The organism is Priestia sp. 40, assembly GCF_049368575.1.
Classification (GTDB): Bacteria; Bacillota; Bacilli; order Bacillales; family Bacillaceae_H; genus Priestia; species Priestia zanthoxyli.
Map to the genome: position 1 here is coordinate 1 of NZ_JBMPZA010000016.1, position 18,062 is coordinate 18,062.

The following is an 18,062-nucleotide window of genomic DNA, read 5'->3' on the forward strand; positions in this document are numbered from 1 at the left end:
ATAGAGGTTTTGCTTTGCGTCCAATCCCCACAATGACTTGCAGCGTCTCGGGTACATACGCCACTGTATGAAGCGTTCCAGCAGAAGTCCAGTAATCTTCTTTAAAAATACCGTATTCATCTTCATTAAATAAAGAGAAAGCTTCAAGAGGCGATAGCTTTTTTTCAATATGATCTCGAATATGATCGAGCCTTTCCTTTGACTCTACCAAATGATGACGATTTTCTTCGACTAGCTGATTAAAATGGTTCGTGCACCCCATCATCGTTCCTCTTTGTACATGAACGCCTCGTCCAGATGCTTCGACTACTGCTCCTGTCCGCTGCGGTCATAAATGGAATAATTAAACGCATGACGGTGTGGTGCCCTTTCTAAAATAGCAACAGCCTCTTCTGTCGTTTCACATGTTTCTAAAATAAACCGAGCAAGCGTACAGCAAATAAATCCGTTTGTTTGACGGCGGCGATTAACAAAATGATAGCCAATTGCTAATCCTTTTTCGTTCATTCCATCCATTCGCCCAATCATTCTCGTTCCAAACCCGACGCTTGCATATCCTTCATTTGGCTGAAAAAGCAAAAATCGACCTTCGTAGGTTTTAGGATGATAATCGTAGTTTCGCACGTACACGCCGTGCTGCATAAGAGCCGAACATCCCGTTTTTTTCCACTCTTGCTGATACCCGCTGTACTCATGTATAACGTCTTCAAGAGGCCAATCTAAACCTTCTGCTAAGCCCACTAGCTCATCCCACAGTCCAGGAGCAAATAAGTCGTAATAATGACGAGCTTCTTTTGCTATCGTTTGATAGCTTCGTAATGAACGTTTTCTTCTTTTTTGATGATTTTCAAACAGCTTTGTTCCTTTATGTAACTTCCCTTGCATTTTACCAAGCTCTCGGTAAGAGCCTCGTCCTTGAATGACTTCTACCTGTATTTCTTTCACTTCTATCACTCCAATTTTCCAGTACCTTTATTGTGCAGCAAGCGCTCTATTCTTTGCAACTTTCTCCTCTCATAGAACTCTCTTCCTTTGAATACAGTTATAAAGAAACAGGTCGAAAGATTGAAAAGCATTATTATAAGAGGTGATCATATTGCTAAAGGAAGTTCAGCTAGAGATTTAGCGAAGAATCGCCTATCTGCGCCCAACACAAAAAAATGACGGGTCATTTCGCTACTGTTTTGAAACAGGCGTTATGCCTGATGCGTTTTTAATTATGCTTCTTCGCACCTTTGATTTAGATAAAGAAGTGTTGATTAAACAATTAACCGAACGGATCGTTTCCCTTCAAAATGAAGAGGGTCTTTGGACGTTGTTTGATGATGAAGAACATAACTTATCCGCCACTATTCAAGCTTATACAGCTCTTTTATATTCAGGCTATTACCAAAAAAATGACCGGATTTTGCGAAAAGCAGAAAGATATATTATAGATTCAGGAGGCATTTCTCGCGCTCATTTTCTCACAAGATGGATGCTTTGTGTGAACGGCTTATACGAGTGGCCAAAGCTATTTTACCTCCCGCTTTCTCTTTTGCTCGTGCCTACCTATGTACCGCTTAATTTTTATGAATTAAGCACCTATGCCAGAATTCACTTCGTTCCGATGATGGTAGCGGGAAACAAAAAATTTTCACTTACTTCTAGGCATACACCTTCTCTTTCTCATTTAGATGTAAGAGAACAGAAACAGAAATCGAATGAAACTGCTCAAGAATCACGCGCTTCTATTTTTTTAGTCGACCATTTAAAACAACTGGCTTCTTTACCGTCTTACATCCACAAGCTTGGTTATCAAGCAGCCGAGCGTTACATGCTAGAAAGAATTGAAAAAGATGGAACACTCTACAGCTACGCCACCTCTACTTTTTTTATGATTTACGGTCTTTTGGCTCTTGGCTATAAAAAAGATTCCTTTGTGGTTCAGAAAGCAATTGACGGTATTTGTTCACTACTTAGTACATGCAGCGGCCACGTGCACGTGGAAAACTCCACGTCAACCGTTTGGGATACCGCCCTGCTATCTTACGCTCTACAAGAAGCCGGTGTACCGCAACAGGATCCCATGATTAAAGGCACAACCCGTTACTTAAAGAAAAGACAGCATACAAAGCTTGGAGACTGGCAGTTTCATAACCCGAATACAGCACCTGGAGGCTGGGGGTTTTCCGATATTAATACGAATAACCCTGACTTAGACGATACGTCTGCTGCTATCAGAGCTCTTTCTAGAAGAGCACAAACCGATACAGATTATTTGGAGTCTTGGCAAAGAGGCATTAACTGGCTGTTGTCCATGCAAAACAAAGACGGGGGTTTTGCTGCATTTGAAAAAAATACCGACTCTATCTTATTTACTTATCTGCCGCTTGAAAACGCAAAAGATGCAGCGACGGATCCGGCTACTGCCGATTTAACCGGTCGAGTGCTTGAGTGCCTCGGAAATTTTGCCGGTATGAATAAATCCCATCCTTCGATTAAAGCTGCAGTAAAATGGCTGTTTGATCATCAATTGGATAACGGGAGCTGGTACAGCCGGTGGGGTGTTTGCTACATTTACGGAACGTGGGCCGCTATTACAGGACTCCGTGCTGTAGGCATTTCTGCTTCTGATCCGCGTATCATCAAAGCCATCAATTGGCTCAAAAGCATTCAACAAGAAGACGGCGGCTTCGGAGAATCATGCTATAGCGCTTCTTTAAAAAAATATGTGCCACTATCGTTTAGCACTCCTTCTCAAACGGCTTGGGCTCTCGATGCTTTAATGACAATATGTCCATTAAAAGATCGAGCCGTTGAAAAAGGAATTAAATTTTTACTGAATCCAAATCTTACAGAGCAGCAAATTCATTATCCCACGGGGATTGGTCTTCCTGGACAATTTTATATTCAGTACCACAGCTACAATGATATTTTCCCTCTTCTTGCACTTGCCCACTACGCAAAAAAACATTCTTCGTAAAGAAACAGCGCCTATAGCTGTTTCTTTTTATACATAAAAGCAGGTTTTTTTAGGAGACAAGTGGAATACCTTTTTAATGTTAGGAAAGAAAGGATGCATCAAATGAATAATGTTTCACCACTTTTAAAAGGAAAAAACGTGATACTAAGAAAACCAAAAGACAGCGATGTACATGACTATTTAGCATGCAAGCAAATAAAAGAACTTATTCGCATGTACGGAGGCGATACCCGAAACTTAAAACCTCTTACATTACAAGATGCCAAGCGACACGTCGAGTACATAAAGTCTCAAAAGCTGAATTGGTGTATTGAATATCAGCAGCGTTTTGTTGGAGAAGCTCGGCTGACCGTTAACGAGTACGACCGGCGCGCACGGTACGCAATTGGCTTATTTGATTCTTCCGTTTGGAATCAAGGGCTCGGCACTGAAGTTACAAAATTGGTACTGGCCTACGCATTTGAACACCTTCACTTGCACAGAGTCGATTTACGAGTGCTCGAATACAACCATAGAGCCATTGCTTGTTATGAAAAATGCGGTTTTGTAAAAGAAGGAATAGAGCGTGAAGGTGCTTTTATTGAAGAAGCATTTCAGACAGACATTATCATGAGTATACTCGAACAGGAGTATTATCAGCTTTAAAGGAGAGAATCAGCTGTCATCATCGTACTTCTTTAAAAGTTCGTATAGCCCAAGCCTTTTGTGAATAAAGTAACATAACGATATAACCAAAGGGGCCAACGATGACAACTTATGATTCCTCTTCTTTTGTATTTGTAACCATTGATAAACATGACATTGCTGCTTTTTTACTAATTGATATTATTTGCAGCACCACTATTTATGTAGCATGTAAACATTATCTCCACAATGAGCTGGTTTCCATTGCAAGCAGCGCTCTTTTTCCCATGGTATGTAAGAAGGTTTCTCGACGCTAGCTCAGCTTTTTACCGGTTCTTTTAATGACAGCCAAGTGCGTTCCTTCTGCTGCTGAATCTCTACGGAGTGATTAAAAAATTTAGAAAGATGCGGCTCAGTGAGCTGGTCTTTCGTTTTTCCAGAAGAAAACACTTCTCCTTGCCGCATACAAAGCGTATGGGTAAAGCAAGGCAAAATTTCTTCTACATGGTGAGTAACATAAATAAGCGTAGGAGCTTTTGGCTGCTCTGCCATTTTTGCAATCAGCTGAAGAAGCTGTTCTCGAGCCATTATATCTAGACCTGTACATGGCTCATCAAGTATTAAAAGCTTTGGTGAAGCCATAAGAGCTCGGGCAATTAGTACTCGCTGGCGCTCTCCTTGAGAAAGTGTTCCGTAGGCCTGATTTTGTAAATCTTCGCAATTTAACAGCTTCATTAATTCTATGGCTTGGTTCATATCTTTTTGCTCCACTTGTTCATATAACCCAATAGATGCAAATTTTCCGCTTAAAATCATTTCTACAACCGTATCGTCATCTCGAAACCGCTGCTGAAGCGAAGAGCTTACCCATCCAATTTCTTTTCTGAGCTCAGACAGATTTGTTTCTCCAAATTTCCTTGAAAGAACTTCTACTTCCCCTTTTGTTGGCCAGATATATCCGTTGATGATATTTAAAAGCGTCGTTTTTCCGGAACCATTTAATCCAAGCAAACACCAATGTTCCCCTTTTTCCACTGACCACGACACGCTTTTTAAAATTTCTTTTTCTGCTCGTTTTACCGAAACGTTGTTAATGTTGATCACGCTAACACTCCTTTACTCTCATTTTTCATTATATATACTATAAAAGAATAATGATTTATTCCATTTGTTAACTTGCTTTTCTTTTTTCATGCCAATTCTTTCAGCTACTTTAATCGATGGGTAATTGGCTGGATCAATTAATGATATAATCTTCTGAAATTTCAGCGTATTAAGTCCGTAATGCAGGCAAGCTTTTGCTGCTTCACTCGCATAGCCTTTTCCCCAGCAGCTGCGTAAAAATAAATAGCCAAGCTCTGGATCTACCTTTCCGTCTACTTTTTGAAGAACCATGCCGCACTGCCCTAGAAACTCTCCATTCTGTTTATCCTCAGCGACCCACATGCTAATGCCATATGTTTGATAATGCTGCTTCATCCATTGAATCCAGCGATATGTGTCTTGTTCATTTTTAGTAGAAGAATAATACTTCATGGTTTCAGCATCTTCAAATATTTTCATTAAATTGCCTGCATCGCTTTCAGCCATAGCTCGCAGCGTCATTCGCTCTGTCTCAATAATCGTATGAATCCTCTCCTTTCTTCCATTCCATAGCGTAATATCTTTATTATCCGCTACTATTTTCTTTTCGTAAAGTTTTCCTTTTTTTATTTAAATGAAACAGAAAAAAGGCACCAAAAAAGGCTGCTACACACAGCCCTTTAATCTGGATCACACGTTTTCCCGTACCGTAATACGTTATATATAGCACGTCCATCACTTGCAGATGTTTCTGTATATTGAATTGGCAACAGTGAAAAAATAACATAATAGACTGAAAAATAAACAAATTGATAGCAAAATATATCTTCAGGCAGAATATTAGCCATAATTAATCCATTTATTATAAAAATAGTAAGTAAATTAAACAGTACACCTCCCGCATACACCACTGCATGGGAGAAGCGACTATCGTTCTTAAGATTTTCATATTTACAAAACGAGTCTAGAAAATAGACTGACTTAATTTTAAACTTCCCCATTTTAAGAATGGTTTTCCCCCGCCCAATAGTAAAATCGACCTTCCCTCCGAAAATAATTGCCATGACGGAATGCCCCAGCTGATGAACAAATGATACAAGTGGCAATACAAGACAGAATGACCACACAAACTTTGGAAGATCATTTAACCCAAACACGTTTATCCCTCCTTTTTGTTTCTTCTCTCTACTTTTCCTCCCCGGTTTCACTTAAAACTACATTTAAATTCTTTTTTAAAACTCATACGAAATGACTAGCATTCACCGTAGGCCTTATGCTTTAGATAAAAAACCCTTGTATGTAATTTATGAAAAATACATTTTCCGAAAAACAGTTGGGGTCACGTTTTCTTGTTCTTTAAAGCGCTTGATAAAATAGCTAGGATGTTCATACCCTACTTGTCTTGCTATATCTTGTACAGAGATTTGGCTGTTTTTAAGCAGCAGTTTCTTTGCTTTTTGAATTCGTACGCGCGTTACGTATTCAAACGGACGGATACCAAGAGATTGTTGAAAAAGCAAACACGTATACTGCTCCGTTACGTTGAGCTGCTGCGCCAGTACTTCTAGCGTTAACGGCTGATGATAATATTCCTCGATATAACGAAGGGCTGGGTTTAGCTGAGTAATTTGCTGCAGGCGACTTTTGCTTTCTATATATACGCTGTCTTGGCGAAGTTTCAAAATGGCGCTATATAGTAGTTCAGAGCACTGCATGGTGCTAGAGGTATGATTTTCTTCTAATCGATCCATTAGCTCTTGTAGCATCCTATAAAGACTTTCAGCATGTGTAAGGACGATTTTTCCCGAATTAATAAATTGAAAAGAAAGCATGATATCATCAATCACACTTCCGTTAAAAGAAACCCAGCATACTTGCCATTCGCTCGTAACGGGATAGTATTCGTGCGGAACGTGCGGCGTCAGAAACATTCCTTCATTTTCTTTTATAATATAAACCTCGTCATTTACACGAAGCTCGCCTCTTCCTTTTATACATTGAATCCATTGATAATCAGGAAACTCTCCCTGACGTTTAATATGCGTTTGATGTCGCCAGCTTCCAGCGCTTGTAACATAAAATGGCAGTTTCATATCTTCATCTGAAAGAGCCGGAAAGTACATACGGTCCACATTACTTCCTCCTTTTTATGTGAATATAGTTATATTATCATGAAAATAATTAGATTGATAAGGTTCTCAGAAAACGTTATCATTTTCATATAAACTAATAACCTAGTAATCTAGAAATGAGGGATCGACATGTTAAAAACCGGCAAGAAATTTAATTATACAGCACCTGCAAACGGATACCCTGAATGGAATAACAACCCTGAGATTTTTCAATTGAACCGTGCGAAAGCACACGCTTTACTAATGCCTTATCAAACGGTCGAAGAGGCCTTAAAAAATGATAGAAAATCTTCTGTTTACTACCAAAGCTTAAATGGCAGCTGGTACTTTCATTTTGCTGAAAATGCAGATGGCCGCGTTAAAAACTTTTTCGCTCCTGAATTTTCACATAAGAAATGGGACTCTATTTCAGTTCCTTCACACTGGCAGCTGCAAGGATATGACTATCCTCAATATACAAACGTGACATACCCTTGGGTTGAAAACGAAAACCTCGAACCTCCTTTTGCACCGACTAAATATAACCCTGTCGGTCAGTACGTCCGTACTTTTACACCTAAATCAGAATGGAAAAATCAGCCGGTGTACGTCAGCTTCCAAGGCGTCGAATCTGCTTTTTACGTATGGGTTAACGGTGAGTTTGTTGGATACAGCGAAGACAGCTTTACTCCAGCTGAATTTGATATAACTTCTTACCTTCAAGATGGTGAAAATACGATAGCAGTAGAAGTATATCGCTGGAGTGACGCAAGCTGGCTTGAAGACCAAGATTTTTGGCGAATGAGCGGCATCTTCCGAGATGTGTATCTCTATTCTACTCCACCGGTTCACATCTATGACTTTAGCGTTCGTTCGTCGCTTGATAACAACTACGAAGATGGTGAACTTAGCGTTTCAGCTGATATTTTAAATTACTTTCAGCACGATACTCAAGATCTAACATTTGAAGTCATGCTGTATGACGCGAATGGCCAAGAAGTACTACAAGCTCCGCTGCAAACAAATTTAAGTGTAAGCGATCAACGTACAGTCTCCTTGCGTACACACATTAAAAGCCCTGAAAAATGGAGCGCAGAAAGTCCTAATTTGTATACGCTTGTACTTAGCTTAAAGAATTCTGCTGGTTCTATTATCGAAACAGAAAGCTGTAAAGTCGGCTTCCGTACCTTTGAGCTAAAGAACGGCCTTATGACGATTAACGGCAAGCGCATTGTACTTCGAGGAGTGAATCGCCACGAATTTGATTCAGTAAAAGGCCGGGCAGGCATCACACGCGAAGACATGATTCACAACATTTTGCTGATGAAACAGCATAATATTAACGCGGTGCGTACATCCCATTACCCTAACGATTCAGTATGGTATGAACTGTGTGATGAATACGGACTGTACGTGATTGACGAAACCAACTTGGAAACGCACGGCACGTGGACTTATTTACAAGAAGGTGAACAAAAAGCCGTTCCAGGAAGCAAACCAGAATGGAAAGAAAACGTATTAGATCGCTGTCGTTCTATGTACGAACGTGACAAAAACCACCCTTCTATTATTATTTGGTCACTTGGCAATGAGTCATTTGGCGGAGAAAATTTTAAGCATATGTATACCTTTTTTAAAGAAAAAGATTCCACGCGACTCGTTCATTACGAAGGAATCTTCCATCACCGTGACTATGATGCTTCTGATATAGAAAGCACGATGTATATTAAGCCAGCAGATGTAGAACGCTATGCCTTAATGAATCCGAAAAAACCTTATATTCTGTGTGAATACAGTCATGCGATGGGTAATTCTTGCGGAAATCTGTACAAATACTGGGAGCTGTTTGATCAATATCCAATCTTGCAAGGCGGTTTTATATGGGACTGGAAAGATCAAGCTCTTCAAACAACAGCAGAAGACGGTACACCTTACTTAGCTTACGGCGGAGATTTTGGTGATACGCCTAACGATGGCAACTTCTGCGGAAACGGCTTAATCTTTGCTGATGGGACAGCTAGCCCAAAAATTGCAGAAGTAAAAAAATGCTATCAGCCCGTAAAGTGGACAGCAGTCGACGCTGCAAAAGGAAAGTTTGCCGTTCAAAACAAACACCTGTTTACAAACTTGAACGCCTATGATTTTGTTTGGACTGTTGAAAAAAACGGTGAACTCGTTGAAAAGCATGCGTCCCTTTTAAATGTAGATCCTGATGGTACAGAAGAACTGACGCTTTCTTATCCTCTTTACGAGCAAGAAAACGAAACTGATGAATTTGTTTTAACTCTTTCTCTCAGATTATCCAAAGATATAGCTTGGGCTTCAGCTGGATATGAAGTGGCGTACGAACAGTTTGTACTGCCTGCTAAAGCCGCTGTACCTTCAGTAAAAGCTGCTTATCCTGCTTTATCAGTTGACCAAAACGAACAAACGCTTACGGTTACAGGAACTAGCTTCACGGCTATTTTTGACAAGCAAAAAGGGCAGTTTATCTCTTACAACTATAAGCATACCGAGCTGCTTGCGTCGGGTTTTCGTCCGAACTTTTGGCGCGCAGTAACCGATAATGACCTCGGCAATAAATTGCATGAAAGATGTCAAACGTGGCGTCAAGCAAGCTTAGAGCAGCACGTGAAAAAAGTAACTGTTCAACCGCAAATTGACTTTGTTATCATTTCGGTTGAGCTAGCTTTAGACAGCTCTCTTGCTTCTTGCTATGTAACGTATACGCTATATAACGATGGTGAAATGAAGATTGAACAATCTTTAGCACCTTCTGAGGCAATGCCTGAAATTCCTGAAATCGGCATGCTGTTTACGATGGATGCGGCTTTTGATTCTTTAACATGGTACGGCAGAGGCCCTCACGAAAATTATTGGGATCGTAAAACTGGCGCTAAGCTTGGCCTTCATAAAGGCAGTGTAAAAGAACAAGTTACACCGTATTTACGCCCTCAAGAATGCGGAAACAAAACGGACGTTAGATGGGCAACTATTACAAACGATCAAGGACGCGGCTTTTTACTAAAAGGTTTGCCAATAGTCGAGCTGAATGCTTTACCTTACTCGCCTTTTGAACTGGAGGCTTACGATCATTTTTACAAACTGCCGTTAAGCGATTCCGTAACCGTACGGGTTAACTACAAGCAAATGGGCGTTGGCGGAGACGACAGCTGGGGAGCTAAAACACATCCTGATTACACACTATACGCCAACCGCTCGTATACAAATATGTTTACGCTAAAACCTCTATAATATAAAAATCAAAAGAGACTGGGACAACAGTATTTTAATTAAAATTAAACAAGAACTATTAATCAAAATTACTGATTAATAGTTCTTGTTTTTTGTTGTCATGGTGAACCTAGGCTCCATGTGTTTAGTTGCTTCTAGCTGTTGATTGGAAGGCAAGGCAAAGACTCCTGCGGGGAAAGCGGAACAGGTGAGACCCCGCAGGAGCGCAAGCGACGAGGAGGCTCAGCGGCCGCCCGCGGAAAGCGAAGTCTTGCACGGAAATCAACGGCGGTGTCACAAGCGGTTCAGCTCATGTGTACGAGTTGTTCGTCTTTCGATTGAATTCATTTCGTTATGTTCTCAACCTTTTTCTTATGATGTCACCTCTGGCTTTCGCTGAGAAAGTAAAAATACCGTAGCGATAATAAGAATTGTACCTAGCCACTCCGTCCACCCAAACGTCACATGAAGCCATAGAACAGATAGCGCGGCTGCTGATAAAGGCTCCGCTGACGCAAGAACAATGGCTTCTGAAGCGCTAATATGCTTTAAACTTTCCAAGTAGCAATAAAAGGCAATGAGCGTTCCAAAGATAATCACAAATAGCACCGCACACAGCGACAATAGCGACCACTCACCGGCTATATGCCACGGCTGGTGAATAAATGAAAAACTTACACCTCCTATTACCATTCCCCAGCCTACTACTTCAATTGAGCTCCATTTCGCCAGAAGGCGTTTAGGCTGAAGCGTATAAAAAGCAGACGTCACGGCTGCCCCAATCCCCCAAAACAACCCCCATCCTGTAATAGACAGCTCGTTAAAATTTCCGCTTGTTGCAAGAAAAAATGTCCCCGTTATGACGAGCGCAACAGAAATCATTTCTACTTTCACCGGCCACTTTCTTGCTTGCACAGCTAAATAGCCAATAATAAATATTGGCGACGTATATTGAAGCACTGTAGCTGTAGCAGCGTTTCCTGCTTCAATAGCTGCAAAGTATGTATACTGCACGCCGAGCATACCGATTACACCAAACAAAAGCAGCGAAGTCCTCTCTTCTTTTGCTTTCCAAATCGCAAAAATATTGCGCTGCTTAGAGGCTATTGCCAAAAGCAGCAATCCGGATACTAGCATACGAACGACGACCAGCCACTCTGCGTTAAAACTCTTATGCTGAAATAAATATTGAGCTACCGTGCCAGATACTCCCCACATTGTGGCACCAATGATTACAAGCAGCAGCCCCCATGCTCGTTTAGATGACGTTTGAACTCCTTCCACTTACCATTCCTTCTCTCTTTTTCATATATATTTTAACTTACCTCGCTCTTCGTTAACGGTCAATAGCAAAAAAAGTCGAAGCATATTGCTTCGACTTTTTTTAAATACTTTTATGAAGTAATTTCTTAAGTAAAGGAAATAGCACATCGGGAAGTTCTTCGATGTTTGGTACTAGAATACTATATTTCCCGTACATATTTTGAATGGTTTTCTTTTGTCCTTCATCAATTTCACCGTTCGATAAAAAGACGTTGATGACTTCGATTCCATGCTTTCGCGCCTCTAATACCGCTTCGTGCGTATCTACAATACCATTTTGTTCATATCCCATAGCGGCTGGTTCACCGTCTGAAAACACAAGTAAAAACTTCTGCTGTTCAGAACGCTGAAGCAAGCGGCGTGTCATATGACGAATAGCAAATCCATCACGGTTATCTTCTTCAGGTTCAAGCTGCATAATTTCAGGACCGCTTTTACGCTTTAATGATGCTTGAAAGTCCATAACCGTCTGCAGGTAGTTAGGCTGGCTTGTTTCAGTAGCATCATTTGTATCTTCCCAAAATCCTACAATTTGATGAGGCACCATAACGGATTTTAACGCTTCGTGAAATAGCGTAATCCCGAGCTTCGTTTCATCCATTTTGTCGTACATCGACGCAGAACAGTCAACTAAAAGAGAGAAGACAGCATCAATTTGTGCAGAATCTTCATCTTTTTTATAAAACAAACGAGGATTATCATCCGTCCATAGTTTTAGAAGTTTTTTATTTAATCGGCCAAAGTGTAGCTCGCTTCTAGGTAGCGTTTTTTTATGTTCAAGCGTTTTTTCAATCATTTGCTTTAATTTTTTTTGATACGATGCAATGATTTTTTTATTCTCATCATACTGAACAACGTGATCGTCGTTCGGAAGTTTAGAATCTACAAAAACAGCATAGGCATGCTTATTTTCTTTCCCATACTCATAATCCGCTTCCCCGTCTTTTTCCGGGTGCGTTTGCTCCATGGCTTCGATTTGAGAATAATCGTTTCGTGATGTTTTTTGAGAAGATCCTTGCACCATTCCCATTGCTTGATCTCCATCGTCGCCTTCACGAACACCATCGCCTAGCATATCTGTTTTTGAACCTTGATCCATATCAAACTGTAGAAAACTTTGCGTCGCTTCGCTTGTCTCTCGATGCCACATTTCCATTTTCTCTTCGTGAATGTCTTCATCTCCGTCTTTTTCATGCTCTAAAATATCATCGTTCACTAATGAATCTTTGCGTTTTAAATCTTCAAATGTTAACCCTTCTTCTAACTGATCATACTGAAGTTCAGCCAAGAAGAAATAAGTATTAAGCATATCTTTTTCGATAATATCATCAAAAACATCTACGAGTTCAAGGCAGATGCGCGATACATCTTTTGTTGTTTTCGCTTCATATACATTTGTTAGCTGTCTGCGAATAAAAGGCATCGCTAAGTTAATCGATTCACTCATTGAAGGAATTTCTTCAAACGGATTTTCAGCCGTTAATAGCAAGTAAATGCCGTTAAAAAGTGCATCCGTGTACACGCTTTTTGTTAAATTTGCGCTCATTTGTGTAGCAAAATATTTTCTATAGAGCTCCCTTCTGACGGCGAAGGCTTTTTTCGTTCCAGGACGTTCGCGTTTGCATACTTCTTCTAAACGAATATCTTCAAACAGCATAAACAGCTGCTTAGCTAAGCTAGGTACCGACGTTTTATTTATTTTCTTTAAATATGCATTAATTTCTTTGAAGTTTGAATGCTTATAGCTTCCAATACTTCTTAAAAACACATCACTTTTTAAGCCGTACACTTTGTCTTCTTCTGGACGGTTATCCCAAAAGTGACTGAGATAAATAATGCCGTGTACAGGATCATAATAAGATGAAACGCGATACTCTACTTCAATTTCATCATTTTTTGTTAATGTTTTCGTTAAATCTGCCAGCTCCATATAGAGAAAGGAATCTACATTTTTGTCGTTAAATTTAATAAATCGCATAGCGCCACTCCTTACTCAAATAATGTTTCAGCAATATTTTGAATGGCGGCTTTTTCCCTTTCATCTTCTAGCTTTTCAATAATACCGCGTTTAATCGCGCGAAGAGGCGGCATATAAAGAGCTAAATCACACGTATCGATAAGCGCACGAATGGACGCAGCTTCTTCTGATACATGGCCGCTTTGAACTTGAGTAATTAAATCTGCGGAGAGCGTGACAAATTTATCAATTAATTTTTCGTCTTTTAACTGAGACTGAGACATTAGAACTTGCTTTAAGCTGCTCCCTTGAATATATGGCACTTCAATAACAACAAAACGATTTTTTAACGCTTCGTTTAATGGAACAGTCCCAACATACCCTTCGTTAATAGCCGCTACTACGCCGAATGTTTGCTGACCGCGCACTACATCTCCAGTAAATGGGTTTGTAATCATTTTTCGGTAATCAAGTACTCCGTTTAAAATAGGAAGCGTTTCAGGTTTCGCCATGTTAATTTCATCAATATATAATAAATGGCCTTTTTTCATTGCCTGAATAACAGGTCCTTCTACAAACTCGATACCTGTTTTACCTTCTTGTTCAGAAATTGTTTTAAAGCCAAGCAGCGCTTCTGCATCTAAATCAACCGAGCAGTTAACGCTATGCATCGGCTGAGAAAATAAATGCGACAGCGTTTCGGCAAGCTTTGTTTTACCTGAACCTGTTGGCCCTTTTAAAAGTACGTTTTTCCCTAGTGACAAGGCAATAATGGCATCTTCTAAAATATCTGCTTCTTCTGCTGTATAGCCGCCTTTTCCAATTAATAGCTGATCAGCATGAGACAGATTTTCATATTTACGATTCGCTAAAAGCGAAAGAACCTCTTTTGGTAATGATAATTGTGATAATTGAATTGACATAACAAAAAATCCTTTCTTTCTGCATACTTTCTATAGTTTACTAAAAAACATTCTTCTTCTCAAAGAATTGCTTTACCTATGCGTTTCTCTAAGGTTTCCGGTAGAAAAATTGCCGTCTTTAGACATATATTCAGTAAAAAAAAGTAGGTTATTCACCTACTTTTTTACGATTTTATAGTTTTTATGATTAACGACTGTTTTCATAGATTCGCCCGTTTCAGCATCTTTCCCAAAATCTACGATAACCGAATTGTCTCGCACTACCATAACAATTCCTTTAAATCCTTTATAGTCGCCTTTTTTAGGCTGAATCGTATCGCCAACTTTAGCTGCTTTGACTTTAGGTGCTTGTTCTTCTGTACCTTGTGTATTTTCTACGTCCATCATGACCCCACCTTTTCCAATTTACCGTGTTTTTTATAAGTGAAAACACAATTTAATTTACTTTTTGTTGAAAATACTTAGTTTATTTTCCCACAAACATCCATGGTTAAACACCATGTGTTTGTCCTTTTTCATTTTGCAAACAAACGCTGTATTTTTTATTATGTATGTAGCTGTTTTTTGTAAGAGCACATCCTTGTTCTATCATAACATTTTCTGTTTCCTTCGAACACCAATTACCCTTTAGTTTTTTAAAAAAATGACAAATCACACGGAATTATGTCGAATTTCATATGATTTTCTTTTTAGTATGATAAGCTATATATCGTATTTTAAGCATCTTTTATCTATTACATACGATTTTTGATAAAAAAACCGAAACTTTTATCCACAAATTGCGTTGATTAAATGAAAGGGGGAGAAAATGGCACAACAGCATAACTTTGAACACATTTATAAACAGCACATGCATGATTTGCTGCGCTATCTTCTCTCTCTTACTCGCAGAAAAGAATCAGCGGAAGATTTAATGCAGGAGACCTTTTACCGGGCACTTTTACACTTAGAAACGTATAAAGGCGAGGAAGTGAAGCCTTGGCTGTTCAAAATTGCTTATCACGCCTTTATTGACTGGTATCGAAAAGAAAAAAAACGCCCTACTGTCGAAATAGAAGAATGGCACTTTACTCCTCAGCCAAGTGCTGAAGAACAAGTGATGATTCAAAGTGAAATCGACGGCTGGCTTTGCTGATGTATCTGCTTTGCCTCCGGCTAAGCAGAATATTGTACTGTTACGAGATTATCATGGCTTCACATATGAAGAGATTGCAGAAATGACTGGCTTTACTCTGTCAAAAGTGAAAATGGACTTGTATCGTGGTCGTCAACAATTGAAAAAAAGAAAGGAAGAGGACGGATGAGCTGTCAAGATATGAAGCATCAATGGGAAAAATATAAAAACGGCACTTTGACAGACAAAGAAGCAGAAACACTTGAACAACATACGGAAAATTGTGAAGCATGCTCAGCTCATTTAGAGTACTTGCTAATCGAAGATGAACCGTTATCGCCCACTCCATCAACTACTTCACTAAGTGACGATACGATGTTGGATAATAAAAAAGTTAAAAAGTCCATTTATATCGCCAAATGGAAGCAGCGCCTTTCAAATGTGACAACTGTCATTAGCTCTGTGGTTCTGCTATGGATTATCGGCAGCTTTTTATCCATTGTATATTATCATCAATCAAAAACCGAATACATAAACAGCGTCAATCAAGCGGCTATCGAATCTGCTTTTCCGAACGTTCATATACGTGAAACCACTTCTGATACACAGTCCTTTTTCCGAATGCAGTCGCAAATGGAAGCTTATAAGCAAATTGGACGTGAAGAGCAGGCCATTGGGACGTTTACATTTCATCAGCTGTTTGATAAAACGAGCGGTGTAGAAAAAGAATTTTCCGGCGGTAAATACGATCTTAACCTTTCCTTTGTCTATCCTGATCCAAAAAAACTAAAGCTACATGCAAAAGAGTATAAGGAATGGACGAATGAAACATGGAATGCATTAGAAAACCTACCTAAAGGAACGGTAAGTGAAGTGGCTATTTCTTTTGATGATACGTATTCGCTAAAAGAAGTTCAGCAAAAAATGAACGCCATCGACAGCCGTGATTTTTCTACCTCTTGGTACGCGCTTAATACAGGGAACGAACAAAAAACAAGCACAAAAGATGAGCCATTAATTGACTTAACATCAACATTTGGCTTTCCAGAGTTTTTAGACTTGCCTTACGAGCACAAAGAAAATCAAACGCACTCTACTAGCAAGTCGAACGTTTTAGGTATGATGAAACTATTAGCCGATAATGAAGAAACGGTCCAAAAAGTTCGTCAGCTAGACCATTCCGATTTGTTGCTAAAGCAGCGATATTCTTATGTAAAAAAACATGGAGTCGGTGTGTACGGCGTTGTGATTACAGGACCTACCAAAAAGCTTCTGAAATTAAAAAATGATCCGTCTATCACCTATGCGTCACTTGGAGATGTAGAGCTATGGAATTGGTTCAACCGTCCTTCATCCGGCACGTTAATGAATCAGTAACAAGCACTTGAAAGCAAGTGCTTGTTTTTATTTCTTTGTTAATTCTTCAAATCTTTCTACAGCTTCGCTTTTATCAAATGAACTAAACCATCGATAGTCTTGGTCATCTAAAATACGATAGTGCTGACTAATCATATTTTGCTGCAGACGAAAAGAACCTTCTTTTTGAATCTCTTTCCACCATACTCTTCCTCCGAGCGTTTTATCTTTTGGAGAAGATACGCCGTTATGAGCAATGATTTCTACTACTTCTAAGGGGACGTCTCCTAAAACTGATTGAAGGATTTCACTGTCACCAAACAAACCGCATACTGCAACAGTAGTCGTCCACCCTGCTTCCGTGCGCCCTTTTTCAATTTGAACCAATGTTTTTTTGGAAATACCAATGACTTCAGCCATTCTATCTTGTGAATAGTTTCTTTCTAAACGAATTAATCGTATTTTATCCGATACTGATTTAATCACTTCTTGTTTATTCATTTTTACAGCCCTTTCTTTCTATACACGCACATGTCTTTAGTGTAATATTACACCTAATTAAAGAAGAGTTTCAAGCGTTTCCCTTCATCACAAGACGGGGAAATATACTAAAATGGTTTAACAATTAAAAGGAGTTGAGAATATGTATATCATTGTATGGGCTATGCTTGTACTATACGCCTTTTTGCTAGCTCCGGGAGCAAGCGCCGCTAATGATTTGCTGTTTAAAAATCTTATCACAGGAAATTTTCAACAGGTAGATCCGCTCGTGGTTATGGTATTCTCTTTTTTAGGACTTTTCCCAATATTGTTTATGGTAATGATTTGTAAAGAAGATACGTACAAACTGCCTGGATGGCCATTTTCTCTTCTATCATTTGGGCTTGGAGCTTTTTCTCTTTTGTTCTATTATCATTGGAAAGGACAAAAAGTTCGAACACGTTCGCGTATTTCTTCACGTTTCATTGCTATCATTTCTTCTCGTCTATGGATTGGACTATGCTTAGCGCTCACGATTGCAGGTTACGTATACGGACTATCCATAGGTTCAATAAGAGCTTATGGAGATGCTTTTATGCAGTCACAGCTTGTTAGCGTGATGACCGCTGATTTTTTTGTTTTAACGTGGCTTTCTTATTCCGTTATGACAAAAGAAAGGATAGCATCCCGACCTTCCCTTCTCTTATGTTTCATTCCAGTTGCGGGCCCTTTTTTTATTTTGTTACTGCATAACCGCCAAAATATTAGAGAAGAAAAACTTTAAATAAAAGTCTTGCGTTCCATTCATTATTCCGTTATAATCATTTCTTGTACGATGAAAGTTGATTAATTAGAAAACATTTATATATCGGCATTTTATTTACATTTGTTA

18 protein-coding genes and 1 pseudogene are annotated in these 18,062 nt (G+C 39.4%); 8 read left to right on the forward strand and 11 right to left on the reverse strand.

Annotated elements, in window-relative coordinates:
• On the reverse strand, positions 1-262 hold a 262-nt coding region (locus tag ACO1DI_RS18380), incomplete at its 3' end, for a carcinine hydrolase/isopenicillin-N N-acyltransferase family protein (RefSeq protein ID WP_423145525.1).
• Between the two features lie 44 nt (positions 263-306).
• Entirely contained in the window at positions 307-945 is a 639-nt protein-coding gene (locus tag ACO1DI_RS18385; RefSeq protein WP_423145526.1) for a C45 family autoproteolytic acyltransferase/hydolase, read from the reverse strand.
• Positions 946-1,132: 187 nt separating this feature from the next.
• Between ACO1DI_RS18385 and ACO1DI_RS18390 the strand changes: the two genes are divergently transcribed.
• From ACO1DI_RS18390 to ACO1DI_RS18400, 3 genes are all read left to right on the forward strand, one after another.
• Positions 1,133-2,965 carry a prenyltransferase/squalene oxidase repeat-containing protein gene (locus ACO1DI_RS18390; protein WP_423145562.1) on the forward strand — a complete coding sequence of 611 codons (1,833 nt, stop codon included), beginning with the start codon at positions 1,133-1,135 and terminating at the stop codon, positions 2,963-2,965.
• Positions 2,966-3,067: 102 nt separating this feature from the next.
• The gene (locus ACO1DI_RS18395) at positions 3,068-3,610 is read left to right on the forward strand and encodes a GNAT family N-acetyltransferase (RefSeq protein WP_042992524.1); all 543 of its coding nucleotides are present in this window, start codon (positions 3,068-3,070) and stop codon (positions 3,608-3,610) included.
• A gap of 101 nt (positions 3,611-3,711) precedes the next feature.
• Entirely contained in the window at positions 3,712-3,906 is a 195-nt protein-coding gene (locus tag ACO1DI_RS18400) for a hypothetical protein (protein WP_014460274.1), read from the forward strand.
• 1 nt (position 3,907) lies between these two features.
• Here the strand turns inward: ACO1DI_RS18400 and ACO1DI_RS18405 are convergent, their stop codons facing one another.
• The 4 genes from ACO1DI_RS18405 to ACO1DI_RS18420 form a co-directional block, all read right to left on the reverse strand.
• A complete protein-coding gene (locus ACO1DI_RS18405; RefSeq protein WP_014460275.1) occupies positions 3,908-4,693 on the reverse strand; it encodes an ABC transporter ATP-binding protein in 786 nt (261 codons plus the stop codon).
• Positions 4,694-4,711: 18 nt separating this feature from the next.
• Positions 4,712-5,194, reverse strand: coding sequence for a GNAT family N-acetyltransferase (locus tag ACO1DI_RS18410; protein WP_423145527.1), 483 nt, complete (start codon positions 5,192-5,194; stop codon positions 4,712-4,714).
• A 158-nt stretch (positions 5,195-5,352) separates the two neighbouring features.
• Positions 5,353-5,829: a site-2 protease family protein gene (locus ACO1DI_RS18415; RefSeq protein WP_028413498.1), complete on the reverse strand. Its 477-nt coding sequence runs from the start codon at positions 5,827-5,829 to the stop codon at positions 5,353-5,355.
• A 147-nt stretch (positions 5,830-5,976) separates the two neighbouring features.
• Positions 5,977-6,795, reverse strand: coding sequence for an AraC family transcriptional regulator (locus ACO1DI_RS18420; RefSeq protein ID WP_423145563.1), 819 nt, complete (start codon positions 6,793-6,795; stop codon positions 5,977-5,979).
• A 138-nt stretch (positions 6,796-6,933) separates the two neighbouring features.
• On the opposite strand from ACO1DI_RS18420, the gene ACO1DI_RS18425 reads away from it, so the two are divergent.
• On the forward strand, positions 6,934-10,038 hold the full coding sequence (locus tag ACO1DI_RS18425; protein ID WP_423145528.1) for a glycoside hydrolase family 2 TIM barrel-domain containing protein: 3,105 nt from the start codon (positions 6,934-6,936) through the stop codon (positions 10,036-10,038).
• 141 nt (positions 10,039-10,179) lie between these two features.
• Positions 10,180-10,359 carry a hypothetical protein gene (locus tag ACO1DI_RS18430; RefSeq protein WP_014460280.1) on the forward strand — a complete coding sequence of 60 codons (180 nt, stop codon included), beginning with the start codon at positions 10,180-10,182 and terminating at the stop codon, positions 10,357-10,359.
• Between the two features lie 30 nt (positions 10,360-10,389).
• Here the strand turns inward: ACO1DI_RS18430 and ACO1DI_RS18435 are convergent, their stop codons facing one another.
• From ACO1DI_RS18435 to ACO1DI_RS18450, 4 genes are all read right to left on the reverse strand, one after another.
• On the reverse strand, positions 10,390-11,301 hold the full coding sequence (locus ACO1DI_RS18435) for an EamA family transporter (protein WP_014460281.1): 912 nt from the start codon (positions 11,299-11,301) through the stop codon (positions 10,390-10,392).
• A gap of 100 nt (positions 11,302-11,401) precedes the next feature.
• A complete protein-coding gene (locus ACO1DI_RS18440; protein WP_014460282.1) occupies positions 11,402-13,318 on the reverse strand; it encodes a vWA domain-containing protein in 1,917 nt (638 codons plus the stop codon).
• 11 nt (positions 13,319-13,329) lie between these two features.
• Positions 13,330-14,220 (reverse strand): ATP-binding protein, encoded by an 891-nt coding sequence (locus ACO1DI_RS18445; RefSeq protein ID WP_014460283.1) that lies wholly within the window; start codon positions 14,218-14,220, stop codon positions 13,330-13,332.
• Between the two features lie 156 nt (positions 14,221-14,376).
• Positions 14,377-14,607 carry a YkvS family protein gene (locus tag ACO1DI_RS18450; protein WP_013056869.1) on the reverse strand — a complete coding sequence of 77 codons (231 nt, stop codon included), beginning with the start codon at positions 14,605-14,607 and terminating at the stop codon, positions 14,377-14,379.
• A gap of 421 nt (positions 14,608-15,028) precedes the next feature.
• On the opposite strand from ACO1DI_RS18450, the pseudogene ACO1DI_RS18455 reads away from it, so the two are divergent.
• Together ACO1DI_RS18455 and ACO1DI_RS18460 are read left to right on the forward strand one after the other, a co-directional pair.
• Positions 15,029-15,524 (forward strand): annotated as a pseudogene (locus ACO1DI_RS18455) (RNA polymerase sigma factor).
• Complete coding sequence (locus ACO1DI_RS18460; protein ID WP_423145530.1) at positions 15,521-16,711, forward strand: anti-sigma factor; 1,191 nt, start codon at positions 15,521-15,523, stop codon at positions 16,709-16,711. Before ACO1DI_RS18455 ends, ACO1DI_RS18460 begins: the two are co-directional and overlap by 4 nt.
• Positions 16,712-16,738: 27 nt before the next feature.
• Here the strand turns inward: ACO1DI_RS18460 and ACO1DI_RS18465 are convergent, their stop codons facing one another.
• Positions 16,739-17,191 (reverse strand): helix-turn-helix transcriptional regulator, encoded by a 453-nt coding sequence (locus ACO1DI_RS18465; RefSeq protein WP_014460286.1) that lies wholly within the window; start codon positions 17,189-17,191, stop codon positions 16,739-16,741.
• Positions 17,192-17,333: 142 nt separating this feature from the next.
• On the opposite strand from ACO1DI_RS18465, the gene ACO1DI_RS18470 reads away from it, so the two are divergent.
• Positions 17,334-17,954: a hypothetical protein gene (locus ACO1DI_RS18470; RefSeq protein ID WP_423145531.1), complete on the forward strand. Its 621-nt coding sequence runs from the start codon at positions 17,334-17,336 to the stop codon at positions 17,952-17,954.
• Positions 17,955-18,062 lie beyond the last annotated feature (108 nt).